This is a genomic window from Amycolatopsis sp. N2S4-7, assembly GCF_058119595.1.
Genome location: NZ_CP172299.1, coordinates 8,464,999 through 8,479,273, shown reverse-complemented (window position 1 = coordinate 8,479,273; position 14,275 = coordinate 8,464,999). Strand labels below are relative to the sequence as shown.

Sequence of the window (14,275 nt, the reverse complement as noted above, 5' to 3'; positions counted from 1 at the left end):
GGTGAAACGGGCTCCGCGCGGGTACCCGGAAGGCATGCCCGTCCCTCGGCCCGGCCCGCTCCAGTGGCTCCGGTACGTCTACGGCGCCCGGCTCCCGGACGCCTACCGCGAGTGGGTGCTCCACGACGCGACGGCGAAGACGTGGGTGCTCCGGTTCGCCCTGCGGATCGTCTTCGAGGCGCTGCCGTGGCTGGTCGCGGCGTTCGTGCTGGCGACGCTGTTCACGCCGCTGCCGACCGGCGCCGTGCTGGCGGCGCTGGTGCTGAGCCTCGGCCTGAGCCTGTTCTTCACTTTGACCAGCGCGGACGAGCTGGCCGAGGTGCGGCTGATCAAGCACGGTTTCCCGCCGGGCACCGGCAAGGAGGTGCGGCGGCGCCGGACGGGCTCGGGTTCCTGGCCGTGACCGGTTTTCAGGATTCGCGCAGGCCGACGACCGGGAGCCGACGGGCCAGCCGAAGGCGCGCGGCCTCGCTGCCGTCGTAGGGCGACCCCAGCAGCTTGCCCAGCACGCGGTGCAGCACCGGCCGCACCCAGCGGTTCCGGTGCTCGTAGCCGGCGAAGACCGCGACGGCTTCGGCTTCGCCGAGCACCCGGTGCCGGGGCGCGAACCGGCGCGTCCCGGCGACGACCTCGACCGGCGGCCGGGCCTGGATGTTGCGGTACCAGTCCGACCCGGCCCCGAGCCCGGCGACCACGAAGTACTCGCCGTCGTCGACGCCGACGACCTCGAGCACCGTGCGGTACGTCTTGCCCGACCGGCGGCCGAGGTGCGTCAGGCACAGGAACCGCCGGCCGAGCAGCCACCCGAAGCCGTGGTCGTAGAGGCGCACCGGGGCCCGGAAAACGGCCCGCATGACCCGCCCGGGCCTCACGCGGGCACCGTGACCAGCCGGCGCAGGACCGCCGCCGCCGCTGCGGGTGCCGGGCTGAGCACGCGGTGCAGCAGCAGGCCGTCGATCGCGGCCACGAGCACCGCCGCCGTGGCGCCGGCGTCGGGGACGCCCCAGGTCCGGAACCGGTCGCCGAGGCGCGTCCGCAGGCCGGCCAGGACCTCCGCGATGCCCGTCCGCAGCGTCTCGTCCCGGGTCGCGGCGAGGGCGGCCTCGACGAACACCAGCGACAGCGGATCGGTGCCGGTGTACCGCTCGACGGAGCCGAACAGCGCGTCGACGGCTTCCGCGGGTGTGCCCGCGCGGTCGAGCAGCGGTTCGAACTCCCCGGCCACGCCGCGCAACGCGCCCAGCACGGCTTCGGCGAGCAACGCCTGGACCGACGCGAAGTGGTAGTGCACGACGCTGGGGGTGACGCCGGCGCGCTCGGCGAGGACCCGGGTGCTGACCGCCGGCCAGCCCCGCTCCGGGACCAGCTCGAGCGCCGCCGCGAGCAGGCGCCGCCGGACCGCTTCGCCGCGGACAGCGGCTGGTGAACTCATGGGCAGACTCCGATCAGGGCAGTCGTCCTGGACGACTGCCCTGATCGTACGCCCTACGCGGAGACCGGCTCGAGCGCTTCTTCGGCCGGGCGCCGTTCAGCCACCGCGGCGGGGGCGGTCCGGCCGAGGAAGCCGTAGCCGGCGCCGACGATCAGCCCGCCGCCGACGAGGTTGCCCAGCCCGACCAGCACCAGGTTGACCGCGAAGGCACCGAAGGTGGCGCCGGGCACGCCGTCGAACAGGCCGAGGGAGAACACCGTCATGTTGGCCACCACGTGCTCGAACCCGGAGGCGATGAACGCCAGCAGGCACCAGAAGATCAGCACCAGCTTGGCGCCGTCCGACTTCGTCCGGGCCGCCATCCACACGGCGAGGCAGACCAGGAAGTTGCACAGCACCCCGCGGAAGAACAGCATCGCGCCCGATTCCGCGGCCTTCGCCTTGATCGTCGCGGCCAGCAGCGCGGCCGCCGGGGCCGCGTGCCCCGGCGTCGCCCCGGTCTGCAGGATCCCGCTTTCGTGCACCAGCCAGGCGAACACCACGGAACCGGCGAGGTTGCCCACGAACGACCCGGCGATCACGGCGAGCCCGGCACCCAGCCCGCGACGGCGCACGAACGCGCCCTGCACCATCGTCATCATGTTCCCGGTCGACAATTCGCCGCCGCCGAACATCACCGCCGTCAGCGCGATCCCGAACACCAGGCCCTGCACGAGCTTCGTCCACGGCGACTGCGCCGCGTTCAACGGCCCGGTCACGGCGAGCAGCAGGACCACGGCCATCCCGATGTACGCGCCGGCCAGCGCCGAGCTCAGCAGGTAGCGGCCCGGGCGGCGCAGCTCGTCGATCTTGCTTCGCGCGGCGTCCGCCTGGACACTGAGGGCTTCGGGAATCGGGACGGGCACGGCTGCTCCTCCTGGCGCGTCGGCTGCGTGATCGGATGATCACCGGAGCCCCCAGTCGAACCGCTGCCCGCTGCGGGCCGGTGAACCCGGCATCACGGGCCCATGAGCGAATCCGCACCGGCGCCGCCGGATCCGGTGAGATCGGACATCGGCGCCCCACCTCCTTTCACGGACGAGCGACGTGCGCCCGGGCGATCTCCACCGACGAAGAGGTCGTGCGGGCCGGGCCGGGCGAGCGGCTCAAGCAGGACATGCCGGCCGGGTGCCCGCTCGACTTCGTCGACCGGACCGGCCGGGCGTTCATCGGCGCCGAGCTCACGCCGTGCGGGCACGGCCACCCCGCCGCAGCTGTTCCGCTACCAGCCCGCGCACGAGCGGGTGCTGCGCGCGGGCGTCGAGCGCTCCCCGAACGTCGAACTGCGGCTCGAGCACGACCGGCTGCGCTTCCACTGCGACCCCGACCGCCCCGCCGTCGGCTGCCCCACCCCGCTGGGAGTCCCGGTGCGGGCGGGCGAGGACGAGGCGGATCGGGTCTTCCTCTAGAGCTTCCCTCCGGCCACCGGCGGCATGTCCGGCGCGTCCTCGACCTCCGTCGCCGACTCGCGGTACAGGTGGTTTTCGACCTCGAACAGGTTGTCGCCGGCCCGCTCGACGACCGTCAGCAGCGTGGTCATCTGGGCGACCTCCTCCACCTGCTCCCTGAGGAACCAGTGCACGAACTGCTCGCCGAGGTAGTCCTCCTCGGCCCGTGCGGCCTTGGCGATCGCCTCGATGTCGGCGGTGACCGTGCGTTCCTGCTCCAGGGCCAGTGAGATCGCCTCGTGCACGCTCGTGAAGTCGTTGCGGACCTCGCCGCTGCCCGGGACGGCCACCGGCTGGTCGCGGTCGAGCAGGTAGCGCACCATCGCCAGCGCGTGGTTGCGTTCCTCGATCGCCTGCCGGTAGAAGCGCTTGGCCAGCCGCGGCAGGTCGCGGGCGTCCAGCCAGACGGCCAGGGCGATGTACTGCTGGGCGGCGGTGAACTCGTGCCGGATCTGGGTCTGCAGCAGTTCGGCGAACTTCCGGGTTTCGGCCATGCCCCCAAGGTACGACGGACCGCCCGCCGAGCGACATCCTCCGCGGGCCGCGGATCTACGATCGGCTCGTGACCCCCGCACCCGGCCTGCCCGACCTGTCCGGCACGATCACCTGCGTCACCGGTGCCTCCGGCACGATCGGCCGCGGGATCGCGCTGCGGTTCGCCGCGGCGGGCAGCGCGGTGGCCGTGCACCACCGCCGTCCCGGCGCCGCCGACGACGTCGTCGAGGCGATCGAAGCCGCCGGGGGCCGGGCGAAAGCGTTTGCGGCCGAGCTCACCGACGACGACGCCTGTCACGCGCTCCTGGACGCCGTCGCGGAGTGGGGCGGGCGGCTCGACGCGCTGGTCGACAACGCCGGGATCCAGCCCGTCGAAGCCCTCGCGGACCTGACGGCCGCGCGCTGGCAGGCGATGCTGGACGCCACCCTGACGAGCGCGTTCTCCTGCACCCAGGCGGCGGCCCGGCTGATGCGCGACGGCGGCAGCATCACGCACATCGCCTCGATCGAGGCCCGGCAGCCCGCACCCGGGCACGTCCACTACAGCGCGGCCAAGGCGGCCCTGGTGATGCACGCCCGCGGCGCGGCGCTGGAGTACGGGCCGCGCGGGATCCGCGTCAACACGGTGTCCCCCGGGCTGATCGACCGCCCGGACCTCGCGCGGGACTGGCCCGAGGGCGTCGAGCGCTGGCACCGCGCCGCCCCGCTGGGCCGGCTGGGCACCCCGGCCGACGTCGGCAACGCGTGCGTCTTCCTGGCCTCGCCGCTGGCCGCCTGGATCACCGGCCACGACCTCGTCGTCGACGGCGGCGTGACGGCCCGCCCGACCTGGTGACGCCTGCTAGAGTGAAACACGTTCTAGTTCCGGGCCCCGGGGAGCGCGATGTCCGAGATCCAGTTTCCGGTCGTCGACGGCGTGCCGCCCGGACGGGCCCTGCTCGGCTCCCGGATCCGGGAGCTGATCGAAGCTTCCGTGTGCGTGCGTGACGACGAAGCCGACCTGGCCGCCGCGGCGCAGCGGGTCGAGGCGGTCACCGCGGCCCTGCGCGCCGCGGGCGGCGGGAGGCCGTTGCTGCTGGCCGCGCTCGAAGGCGGCGGTCACCTGAGCGTCAACAACCCGCTCGAGGGCCCCGGGAACCCGCTGGCGCCCCCGCTGTCCTGGGTGGACGTCGGGCCGGACGCGGTGCGGGCCGACGTGCTGCTCGGCGCCGCGCACGAGGGACCACCGGGCCGGGTGCACGGCGGCTGGGTGGCGGCGGTCCTGGACCACGTACTGGGCCGCGCCACGGCGGCGGCGGGCTTTCCCGGGATGACGGCGTCGCTGACGGTGGACTACCACCACGGCACCCCGTACGCCGTCCCGCTCACCGCGGAAGGCCGGCTCGTGCGCCGGGACGGGCGCAAGCTCCACGCCACCGCGACGCTGAGAGCGGGCGACTTGGTCTGCGCGACGGCGACGGCGATCCTGGTGCACTTCAGCGCCGACCGGTTCCCGGTGTCTGCTGTGGACTAGAGCCTCCGGTCGCGAGCCGGTCGGCTCGCAGGGCGCGTCTCGAGGCCAGCCGGCGCCCGAACAGCTCCTTGAGCCGGCTCCCGGTTGCGGGCCGTCTGACCCCCACCGCAGCGACGTCGCCGCGTTCCCCGGCCAGCTCAACGCGACGTGGCTGGTCGGCTGCGCCGGGAACCCCCCGCGTCCCGCCCTGCTTCATGCCGCCGCCCCGCGGTCAAGCCCGTGACCAGGAAGTCCAGCCGCAACCGCCCGGTTCCGCTCAGGGCACCAGAGTCGTGTGCCGCGGCGATTCCGCGCTCGACGTCGCCATCAACACCGCGCAGATCGGGACCGCCATCGCCAACGCCGCCAGCACGAAGACCGGGAACAGGAACGAGAACACCTCCGTCCCGGACGGGTCCGGCGCCCCCGGGTCGAGGTGCAGGCGGACCGCCGCCATGCCCGTGTAGTGCATGCCTGTGACCGCCGCGCCCATCACCAGGCCCGCGGCCAGGCGGGGCAGGAGCTTGTCCAGGCCGACCGTGAACCACAGCGCCGCCGTCGCCGCGACGACCGCGATGACCACCGAGAGCACCACCAGCGTCGGGTCGTAGCCGATCGTCCCCTTGATCTGGACCGCCCACATCCCCGTGTAGTGCATGACGTTCACCGCGAGCCCGGTCAGCAGGCCGCCCAGCAGGAGCCGCTTCCAGGCGAACCGGTTGCGGACGCCGAACACCAGCAGGCCGAGGAACACCGCCGTCACCGACAGGATCGCCGACAGCGCCGTGCGGATGATGTCGTAGCGCACCGGCAGCCCGGGCGTCGAAAACCCGAGCATCGCGATGAAGTGCATGACCCAGATGCCGACCCCGCCGATGGACACCGCCGCGAGCCCGAGCCACATCAGCCGGCTCCGCGGGTTGTCCGTCGACCGGGCCTGCAGGGTGCAGGCGAGCCCGAGCGCGCAGCCCACCACCGAAGTGAGGTAGGCGAGCACGATGAGCCAGTTGCCCATCGCGAAGTCTTCGTGGTCCATCGGCATTTCCGGGCTCCTGTCAGGCTTTCCGCTGGTGGGGGGCGTGCAGCTCGGCCAGCGCGTGCTCGGCCGCGGCGATGAGGGTCCGCTTCGTCGACTCCGGCGACCGCGCGTCGCAGGTGATCACCTGGATCGCCGCCGGGATCTTGAGGGCTTCGCGCACCTGGTCGGGCGCGTGCTGGCGGGTGTCCTGGAACTGGTTGATGGCCACCAGGAACGGCAGGCCGCGCGACTCGAAGAAGTCGATCGACGCGAAGCAGTCCGCCAAGCGGCGCGTGTCGACCAGGACGATCGCCGCCACCGCGCCGCAGACGAGGTCGTCCCACATGAACCAGAACCGGTGCTGGCCCGGCGTGCCGAACACGTAGAGCACGAGGTTGTCGGTCAGGGTGAGCCTGCCGAAGTCCATCGCGACCGTCGTCGCGAACTTCCCCGGCACCGCTTCAGTCCGGTCCACGCCGACGGCCGCCGACGTCATCATGGCCTCGGTGCGCAGCGGGTTGATTTCCGAGACGGCGCCGACGAACGTCGTCTTGCCGGCCCCGAACCCGCCCGCCACCACGATCTTGGCCGAGGAGATCCGTTTGTCAGAGTGCGCGTAGTCCACTGAGGACCCTTTCGAGCAGGTCGTTCCGTTCGTCCCAGGAGGCGTCCGTGGTGAGCGTGTCGCGGATCGACACCTGGCCGGCGATGAGCAGGTCGCCGATGAGCACCCTGGCCACGCCCAGCGGGACGCCCAGGTGGGCCGCGACCTCCGCCACCGAACGCTGGTGCAGGCACAGCTGCGTCACCGCGGCCAGGGGGTTGGTCGGGCTGTAGGGCGCCGTGCGCCCCTCCGCCGTCGTCTCGATGAGGGCTTCCACCGCCAGGTCGACCGTCGGCCGGGTCCGGCCGGCGGTCCACGCGTAGGGCCGGGCCAGCGACGCCGCGTGCCGCCCGCCCTCGCGTCGACGGCCTTCGGTCACCGGCTCGCCCCCGGGGACGCCGTGGGCCGCGCCGGCGTCTCGACCATCTTCCCGACCCGGTCGACGAGCAGGGTCATCTCGTAGCCCACCAGCCCGATGTCGCAGCCGGGGTTGGCCAGCACCACCAGGTTCGAGCCGTCACCGACGTTCATCAGCATGAGGAAGCCCTGCTCCATCTCGATCACCGACTGCACGACCCGGCCCGCGGTGAACAGGTCGGCCGTGCCGAGCGCGAGGCTCGAGAGCCCGGAAGCGATCGCCGAGAGCTGGTCGGCCCGGTCGCGCGGCAGGGATTCGTTCGCCGCGACGAGCAGCCCGTCCGCCGAGACGAGGGCGGCGTGCGCGACGCCGGGCACCTCCTGCGTGAACGCCGACACCAGCCAGTTCCGGGACTGGTCGACCACTTCCGCTCCTTCCTGCCGGGGGTTCATCACTGCTCCGCCTTCGGATCGGTCGCGACCCGGTGCCGAGCCGCGCGCATGCCGCTGTAGTGCCGGGAAAGGTTGTTCCGCACCGCGGCGGGATCGCGGAACGACGGGTCCGGCAACGGCGGCTGGCGCGGGGCGACCGAGCCGGGCGCCAGCTGCGCGCCGGGCCGCCGCGTCGGCAGGCCCGAATCGGTGAACTCGAGGTCGTCGAGGGTGCCGACCGCGGCTTCGGCGACCTGCCGGACCTGGTCCGCCGGGGACGCCCACTCGGCGGGCTGCGCCGGTTTCGCGGGCGGCTCGGCGAACCAGTGCGACAGCATCTGGTCGAAGATCGGCGTCGGCATCGGCGTGTGCTCCGCGACGGCGGCCGGCACGGGGCCGGGTTCCTCGGCGGGCCAGCGGGGTTCGAGCTCGTGGCGGGCGTTGCCGTTGACCGCCGGGGGCAGCGCGGGCGGGCCGGGCCGCGGCGGCAGGTCGACCAGGATCAGCACGCCGGGGACGTGCACGCTGGCGGTGATGCCGGCGCTCGCGGACCGCGTGGTCGTGGGCCGCAGCCGCACGGTGATGCCGTGCGAGGCGGCCAGCCTGCTCACCACGAACAGGCCCATCCGGCGGGTGGTCTCCGGGCTCACCGACGCGCCGGCGGCCAGCCGGGCGTTCGCCGCGGCCAGGTCTTCGCGGCTCATGCCGAGCCCGACGTCGACGACCTCGATCAGCACCCCGCCGTCGAAGCCGCGGTCGGCGGTGAGCACGACCTGCTCGTCCGGCGGCGACGACCGGATCGCGTTCTCCAGCAGCTCGGCGAGGATGTGCACGACGTCGGCCGCGGCCTCGGACTGCACCGACCCGCGCGGCGCGTTGCCGAGCGCGACCCGCTGGTAGTCCTTGACCTCCGACGTCGCCGCGCGCAGCAGCTCGACCGTCGCGATGGGCCCGACGTCGCGGCGCACCGGGCGGCCGCCGGCGAGGACCTGCAGGTTTTCGCCGTTGCGCCGCAGCCGGGTCGCGATGTGGTCGATCTGGAAGAGCTCGGCCAGCCGCTGCGGGTCCTGCTCGTCCGCTTCGAGGTCCTCGATCACCGACAGCTGCAGCTCCACGAGGGACTGGCTGCGGCGCGAGAGCGTCATGAACATCTCGCTGACCTGGATGCGCATCTCGGCCTGCTCGCCGACGGCCAGCCGCACCGCCTGGCGGTGCATGTCGTCGAAGGCGCGGGCGAGCTGGCCGATCTCTTCCTCGGAGTCGACCGGGATCGGCTCGGTCGCCCGCCAGTCGACGTCGTCGCCCTCCCGGATCCGTTCGATCGTGTCCGGCAGCCGGCGGCGGGCGGTGTCGATCGCGGCCGCGTGCAGCCGCCGGATCGGGGCGACCACCGAGCGGGCCACGGCGAGCGCGATGGCGAGGGCGCCCAGCAGGGACGCGAGCACCAGCGCGGCGTCGCGCAGCGCGTCGGACCGGGCCAGGTTGGTCTGCGCGCCGACGGCGTCCGAAAGCGTCTTCACCTGCTCGGCGAGGATGGTCCCGAGCACGGCGCGCTTCGCCGCGGGTCCGCCGGCGCCGGGGCTGGTCGCCGCGGCGAACCGGGCGGCCGCCGCGCCGGTGGGCAGTGCACGGCGGATCTGGCCGGTGAGCACGGTTTCCTCGGCCGCGGCGCGCCCGGCGGCGTCCTCCGCCCGGCCCGTCAGCGCTTCCTGGCCCGCGAGACTGGCCCTCAGCTGCACGAATGCTTTCGTGCTGGCCGCCGAAGCGTCCAGATCGGCATTTCCGGCCTGGGCGACGACGCCGGGGATCAGTTCGCTGAGCGCGACGACGAAGTCGTGGTAGGCGGCGGTTTTGGTGGCGGGTGAACCGGTCTGCTGCCGCAGGTCGGCCAATTTCCCGAGCTGATCTTCCAATGTTCGCGACAACTCGGGGTTGAGCTGCGCGAATGCGGCGTCGTGGCGGACCGCGCCGGCTTTCGCGTCGACCGCCGCGGTCTGGGCGGCGCCGCCGTCGTGGATCATCTCGTCGTCGACGAGTCCGCCGAGTTCGGAAATCCCTTGCACGACCGGCATTTGGTCACGCACGGCGCTGAGCCCGCCCGCCTGGGCGAGTTCGGCCTGCACCCGGCCGCCGGCCAGCAGCAGGGCGACCAGGACGGGCAGCAACAGCACGACGGAGATCTTGGTGCGCAACCGCCAGGTCCCGGGATTCCAGGACGCGGCGGAACGACGGGATGAGGGTTCGTCTTCTTTCATCGGTGGCGTGGCTCGATTCGTACCGGTGGCCCGAGAACGATTTCTGGTTCCTTTTCCGCGGAATTCAGCCGGAGACGTAACTCCGGTTACCGCGGTGTTGTCAAGGAACGCCCGCCATTTCCCCCGTACGCATCAGCTACACAGGGTGAGCTTCCACAGCCCGGCTTTTTACCCTCGCGGAGGGTGAGCGCCGTGTTCGAGATCGGACGGAAAACCCTGCTGTGTCCGTGAATTTCCGGCGACCGCGGGGCACGGGACGACCGTGCCCCGCGGCCCGCGTCAGGCGGAGACCCGGGGACCGATGAGACGCTCGGTCATCGTCCGCAGGAGGACGTCCTGGTGCCGGGTCAGGAAGAAGTGCCCGCCCGGCAACGCCACCAGCTCGAACCCGCCGGTCGTGTGCTCGGCCCAGGCGTCCACCTCGGCCACCGATGCCACCGGGTCCTCGGTCCCGGTGAACGCCACCACCGGCGTCGACAGCCGGAAGCCCGGGGTGTGCCGGTAGGTCTCGACCGCGCGGTAGTCGTTGCGCAGCACCGGGAGGATCATCCGCACCACCTCCTCGTCGCCGAGCAGGTCCGTGTCCGTGCCGCTCAGCCGCCGCACCTCGGCCAGCACCCCTTCGTCGGACCGGGTGTGGACGCGGTCGTCGCGGTAGCGGTCGGGCGCGCGGCGGCCGGAGACGAACAGCGTCACCGGCGCCGGGCCCGACGACTCCAGCCGCCGGGTCACCTCGTAGGCGACCATCGCGCCCATGCTGTGCCCGAACAGCGCCAGCGGCCGGTCCGGCTCCTCCCGCAGCAGCGCCGCGATCGCGTCGGCGAGGGCGCCGATCGTGGGGACGAACGGCTCCTGCCGCCGGTCCTGGCGCCCCGGGTACTGCACGGCCAGGACCTCGACGTCCGGGGCGAGCGCCCGTGACACGGGGAAGTAGAACGACGCCGAACCGCCCGCGTGCGGCAGGCACACGAGCCGTGCCTTCGCCGCCGGGGCCGGGTGGAAGCGGCGGAACCAGCGGTCCGCGGTCACCACGTGACCGGGAGCTCCGCGACGCGGTAGACGCCCAGCCCGCCCGGCGGCACCTCCTCGGCGGGCACGGCCAGCCGCAGGCCGGGGAGCCGCGCGAACAGCGTCGAGAAGACGACCTCCAGCGCGGCCGTCGCGAAGTTCATCGCGACGCACTGGTGGGGGCCGTGGCCGAAGGTGAGGTGCGTCTTGTGGTCGCGGCGCAGGTCCAGCTCGTCCGGCTCCGGGAACGCCGCCGGGTCGCGGTTGACCGCCGGCGTCGCCAGGATGACGCCCTCGCCCGCGTGGATCGTCTGCCCGCCGACCTCGATGTCCTCGGTGGCCAGCCGCGAGATGATGTCCCCCGCCGAGATGTAGCGCAGCAGCTCCTCCACCGCGCGCGGTGCCGCGCCGGCCGGGTCGGCGCGCAGGATGTCGGCCTGCGCGGGGTTGTTCAGCACCGCGAACGCGCCCAGCGAGATCATCGTCATCGTGGACTCGTTGCCCGACACCGTCACCAGCATCGCCGAGTTGAGCAGCTGCTGGAAACCGATCTCGCCGGGGCGCTCGTCGAAGCTGGTCACCATGTGCGTGGCCAGGTCCTCGCCCGGCTCGGTGCGCTTGCGCTCGAACAGCCTGGTGTAGAAGTCGGACAGCGTGTAGATCGCCGGCACCATCATGTCCGGCCGCGTCGCGAGGTACCGGACGTGCTCGGTGTAGACCGCGCGCTCCTCCTCCGGCACGCCGAACAGCTCGGCCATCATCATCGACGGGAACGGCACGGCGAACGCCGAGACGAGGTCCGCGCCCGGGCCGTCGGCCAGCATGCCGTCGATCAGCTCGTCGACGATCCGCTGGATCTTCGGCCGCATCGCCTTGGCCTGGCGCAGGGTGAAGCTGGGGATGACCAGCTTGCGCTGGGTGTTGTGCTCCGGGTCGTCGAGCTGCGCGAACGTCAGCGCGTCGCCCTCGGGCACCGGCTGCGGCATCCCCGTGCCGGGCATGATCTTCGCGTTGTTCGGGAAGTCGGGGTGCGAGCGCGCGGCCGAGAGCCGCGGGTCCGACAGCAGCGCGCGGGCCTCGGCGTAGCCGGTGACGACCCAGGCCTGCTTGCCGTCGACCAGCTTCACCTTGGACAGCGGCGCCTCGCGGTGCAGCTCCGCGTACCCGGCGGGCGGGTGGTACGGGCACTTGCCGCGCGGCAGCGGGAACGACGGCACCCCGGTGGCGGTGTCGAGGGTCTCGGTCATGCGGGATCTCTCCGATCGGTGGGGGTGGTGCTGACGACCAGCGGGACCCGCTTCGGTGCGAACAGCAGATGGGATTCCTGGTACTCGACGACGCCGTCGACCGTCCACGGGGGAACGCGGTCGAACAGCGCGTTCAGCGCGCCGGCCAGCTCGACGCGGGCGAGCATGGCGCCGAGGCAGAAGTGGATGCCGTGGCCGAACGTCAGGTGGCGGTTCGGGCGGCGGCGGATGTCGAAGACGTCCGGTTCGGCGAAGACGGCGTCGTCGTGGTTCGCCGACAGCATCCACGGCACGACGATCGCGCGCGCCGGGATCGGGTGCCCGGCGACCTCGGTGTCCGCCGTGGTGTAGCGCTGCAGCCGGGTGGACGGCGGACGGCACCGCAGGACCTCTTCGACGGCGCCCGGGATCAGCGAGCGGTCCGTCCGCAGTGCTTCCTGCGCTTCCGGGTGCCCGGCGAGCAACACGAGCGCGTGGCCGAGCACCGCGGCGGTGGTGAGGTGCCCGGCCTGCAGGATCTGCACGGCCAGGCTCGCCACCTCCGGATCGGTGAGGCGTTCGCCGTCCAGCTCCGCGCGCACCAGGTCGGAGATCAGCCCGGGCGCCGGTTCGGCGCGCCGGCGCGCGCACAGCTGCAGCAGGTAGCCCATCAGCTCGAGGAAGGGCCCGCCCAGCGCGTTCTCCGCCGTCTCCCGCACGGCCGTCTCGTCGGTGAGGTTCGGCGGCTCGATCGCCATGATCTGCTCGACCAGCGCCCGGAACGCGCCCGCGTCGGCGGCCGGGATGCCGAACAGCTCGGCGATCATCGTCGCGGGCAGGTCGACGGTGAAGTGCTCGACCGCGTCGAAGCCGCCCGAGGGCGCCCGGTCCAGCAGGCCGGTGGCGATCTCGGCCACGCGCGGGCCGAGGTCGCGCATCTTCTTCGGGGTGAACGCCTGCGCCGCCAGCCGCCGCAGCTTGCCGTGCTGCGGCGGGTCGGCGACGAGCATCATCCCCTCGGTCAGGTTCGGCACGCCCTCGGGCAGCACCCGCGCGGGGTTGCTGGAGAACGTCGCCGGATCCTTCGTGACCCGCTCGACGTCGGCGTGCGAGAAGACGTGGTGGTGGCCGAACGCGTCGACGTGCACCCCGCCGGCCTCGCGCTTGTCCCGCAGCCAGGCGAGCTGGTCGCCGAGGCCGAACCGGGCCGACGGGACGTCCTCTGTGGACAGTGCACTGGTCACGCCCGCCGCACCCGGACCCGGACGCTCTTCGGCGTGAACAGCTCGCTCTCGTAGAACTCGACCGGCTCTCCGGCCAGTACCTCGATCGAGGCGAACCGGCGCAGCAGCGCGCCCAGGCCGACCTTCGCCTCGGTCTTGGCCAGCGCCGCGCCGAAGCAGTAGTGGATGCCGTGGCCGAAGGTGAGGTTGCGGCCGGGGGCGCGGTCGATGGTGAAGGCGTCCGGGTCGATGAACACCTTCTCGTCGTGGTTGGCCGAGAGCAACGACAGGAAGACCATGCTCTTCGCCGGGATGCTCACGCCGCCGAGCTCGGTGTCGGTGGTGGTGAACCGCTGCAGGCGGGGCACCGGCGGGATGAACCGCAGGACCTCGTCGACGGCGGCCGGGATCAGCGCGGGGTCGTTGCGCAGCCGGGCCTCGATCTCCGGGTGCTCCGACAGCTTGAGCACGGAGTTCGCCAGCAGCGACGCCGAGGTGATGTGCCCGGCCTGCAGCAGCTGGATGGCGAGGTTGACGGCTTCGTGGTCGGCGAGCCGCTCACCGTCCACTTCGGCCTGGAGCAGGTCGCTGATGAAGCCGTCCCGCGGGTTCGCGCGCAGTTCGGCGCAGAGGCCGGCCATGTACTGCTGCATCTGGACGAGCGGGCCGAACATGGCCGCCTGCATGGCGGCGTCCATCTCGGCGGCGTCGTTGGGGTTGGGCACGGTGACCTGGAGGAGCTGCTCGGTCCAGGCGAGGAACTGCGGCAGGTCGGTCCGCGGGATGCCGAGCAGCTCGGACACCACGACCAGCGGCAGGTACTGCGAGAACGCCGTGACGAAGTCGAACTCGTCACCCGGTGCCGCGTCGAGGAGCTCCTCGGCGATCGATTCGATGCGGTCGTTGAGGTCCTTGACGCGCTTCGGCGTGAAGGCCGCGCTCGCGATCCGGCGGACCTTGGTGTGCGCCGGCGGGTCCATCACCGCGAGCATGCCGGCGGACAGCTCCGCGGCGGCCTGCGGCATCACGTGCGACGGGTCGCTGGAGAACGTGCCGGGGTCGGCCAGCGCCTGCTGGACCTCGGCGTGGGTGAACACGTGGTGCATGCCGAACGGGTCGCGCAGCACCGGGTTCGCAGCGCGCATCCGGCCGAGCCACGGCAGCGTGTCCGCCAGTCCGAACCGGACGGACGGCGGCAGCAGCGCCGGGTCGATCTGCGGCATGACGAAGTCGGTCATCTTGTTCC

General features: G+C 72.7%; 17 protein-coding genes. 4 read left to right on the top strand and 13 right to left on the bottom strand.

Translation table 11 applies throughout. The features are described 5' to 3' along the window. Positions 1-34 precede the first annotated feature (34 nt). Entirely contained in the window at positions 35-403 is a 369-nt protein-coding gene (locus ACH54P_RS39995) for a DUF5313 family protein (protein WP_489908477.1), read from the top strand. A 7-nt stretch (positions 404-410) separates the two neighbouring features. Here the strand turns inward: ACH54P_RS39995 and ACH54P_RS39990 are convergent, their stop codons facing one another. The 3 genes from ACH54P_RS39990 to ACH54P_RS39980 are packed head-to-tail and all read right to left on the bottom strand — an operon-like array spanning position 411 to position 2,337. Next, entirely contained in the window at positions 411-872 is a 462-nt protein-coding gene (locus ACH54P_RS39990) for a nitroreductase family deazaflavin-dependent oxidoreductase (RefSeq protein ID WP_489908476.1), read from the bottom strand. Further along, entirely contained in the window at positions 869-1,432 is a 564-nt protein-coding gene (locus ACH54P_RS39985) for a TetR/AcrR family transcriptional regulator (protein WP_489908475.1), read from the bottom strand. Before ACH54P_RS39985 ends, ACH54P_RS39990 begins: the two co-directional genes overlap by 4 nt. A gap of 53 nt (positions 1,433-1,485) precedes the next feature. Further along, positions 1,486-2,337, bottom strand: a complete 852-nt coding sequence (locus ACH54P_RS39980) for a formate/nitrite transporter family protein (protein WP_489908474.1) — start codon at positions 2,335-2,337, stop codon at positions 1,486-1,488. Between the two features lie 378 nt (positions 2,338-2,715). Between ACH54P_RS39980 and ACH54P_RS39975 the strand changes: the two genes are divergently transcribed. Then, positions 2,716-2,880 (top strand): hypothetical protein, encoded by a 165-nt coding sequence (locus ACH54P_RS39975; RefSeq protein WP_489908473.1) that lies wholly within the window; start codon positions 2,716-2,718, stop codon positions 2,878-2,880. Here the strand turns inward: ACH54P_RS39975 and ACH54P_RS39970 are convergent. Further along, the gene (locus tag ACH54P_RS39970; RefSeq protein ID WP_489908472.1) at positions 2,877-3,413 is read right to left on the bottom strand and encodes a ferritin; all 537 of its coding nucleotides are present in this window, start codon (positions 3,411-3,413) and stop codon (positions 2,877-2,879) included. The two genes, ACH54P_RS39975 and ACH54P_RS39970, sit on opposite strands and share 4 nt — an antisense overlap. 68 nt (positions 3,414-3,481) lie before the next feature. Here ACH54P_RS39970 and ACH54P_RS39965 point away from each other — a divergent pair, with 68 nt between their 5' ends. After that, positions 3,482-4,249 carry an SDR family NAD(P)-dependent oxidoreductase gene (locus tag ACH54P_RS39965; protein ID WP_489908471.1) on the top strand — a complete coding sequence of 256 codons (768 nt, stop codon included), beginning with the start codon at positions 3,482-3,484 and terminating at the stop codon, positions 4,247-4,249. Between the two features lie 48 nt (positions 4,250-4,297). Then, positions 4,298-4,927, top strand: coding sequence for a PaaI family thioesterase (locus ACH54P_RS39960; protein WP_489908470.1), 630 nt, complete (start codon positions 4,298-4,300; stop codon positions 4,925-4,927). Between the two features lie 256 nt (positions 4,928-5,183). Here the strand turns inward: ACH54P_RS39960 and ACH54P_RS39955 are convergent, their stop codons facing one another. The 9 genes from ACH54P_RS39955 to ACH54P_RS39915 form a co-directional block, all read right to left on the bottom strand. Beyond that, positions 5,184-5,942: an MHYT domain-containing protein gene (locus ACH54P_RS39955; RefSeq protein ID WP_489916915.1), complete on the bottom strand. Its 759-nt coding sequence runs from the start codon at positions 5,940-5,942 to the stop codon at positions 5,184-5,186. A 19-nt stretch (positions 5,943-5,961) separates the two neighbouring features. Beyond that, positions 5,962-6,549: a GTP-binding protein gene (locus ACH54P_RS39950; protein WP_489908469.1), complete on the bottom strand. Its 588-nt coding sequence runs from the start codon at positions 6,547-6,549 to the stop codon at positions 5,962-5,964. Continuing rightward, positions 6,530-6,907: a DUF742 domain-containing protein gene (locus tag ACH54P_RS39945; RefSeq protein WP_489908468.1), complete on the bottom strand. Its 378-nt coding sequence runs from the start codon at positions 6,905-6,907 to the stop codon at positions 6,530-6,532. Before ACH54P_RS39945 ends, ACH54P_RS39950 begins: the two co-directional genes overlap by 20 nt. Further along, positions 6,904-7,338, bottom strand: a complete 435-nt coding sequence (locus ACH54P_RS39940; protein ID WP_489908467.1) for a roadblock/LC7 domain-containing protein — start codon at positions 7,336-7,338, stop codon at positions 6,904-6,906. Before ACH54P_RS39940 ends, ACH54P_RS39945 begins: the two co-directional genes overlap by 4 nt. Continuing rightward, complete coding sequence (locus ACH54P_RS39935) at positions 7,338-9,509, bottom strand: sensor histidine kinase (RefSeq protein ID WP_489908466.1); 2,172 nt, start codon at positions 9,507-9,509, stop codon at positions 7,338-7,340. Before ACH54P_RS39935 ends, ACH54P_RS39940 begins: the two co-directional genes overlap by 1 nt. A 342-nt stretch (positions 9,510-9,851) precedes the next feature. Next, positions 9,852-10,604, bottom strand: a complete 753-nt coding sequence (locus ACH54P_RS39930; protein WP_489908465.1) for a thioesterase II family protein — start codon at positions 10,602-10,604, stop codon at positions 9,852-9,854. Next, a complete protein-coding gene (locus ACH54P_RS39925; protein ID WP_489908464.1) occupies positions 10,598-11,827 on the bottom strand; it encodes a cytochrome P450 in 1,230 nt (409 codons plus the stop codon). The genes ACH54P_RS39930 and ACH54P_RS39925 overlap by 7 nt, the downstream gene beginning before the upstream one ends. Next, positions 11,824-13,050, bottom strand: coding sequence for a cytochrome P450 (locus ACH54P_RS39920; protein WP_489908463.1), 1,227 nt, complete (start codon positions 13,048-13,050; stop codon positions 11,824-11,826). Before ACH54P_RS39920 ends, ACH54P_RS39925 begins: the two co-directional genes overlap by 4 nt. Further along, positions 13,047-14,267, bottom strand: coding sequence for a cytochrome P450 (locus ACH54P_RS39915; RefSeq protein WP_489908462.1), 1,221 nt, complete (start codon positions 14,265-14,267; stop codon positions 13,047-13,049). Before ACH54P_RS39915 ends, ACH54P_RS39920 begins: the two co-directional genes overlap by 4 nt. Positions 14,268-14,275 lie beyond the last annotated feature (8 nt).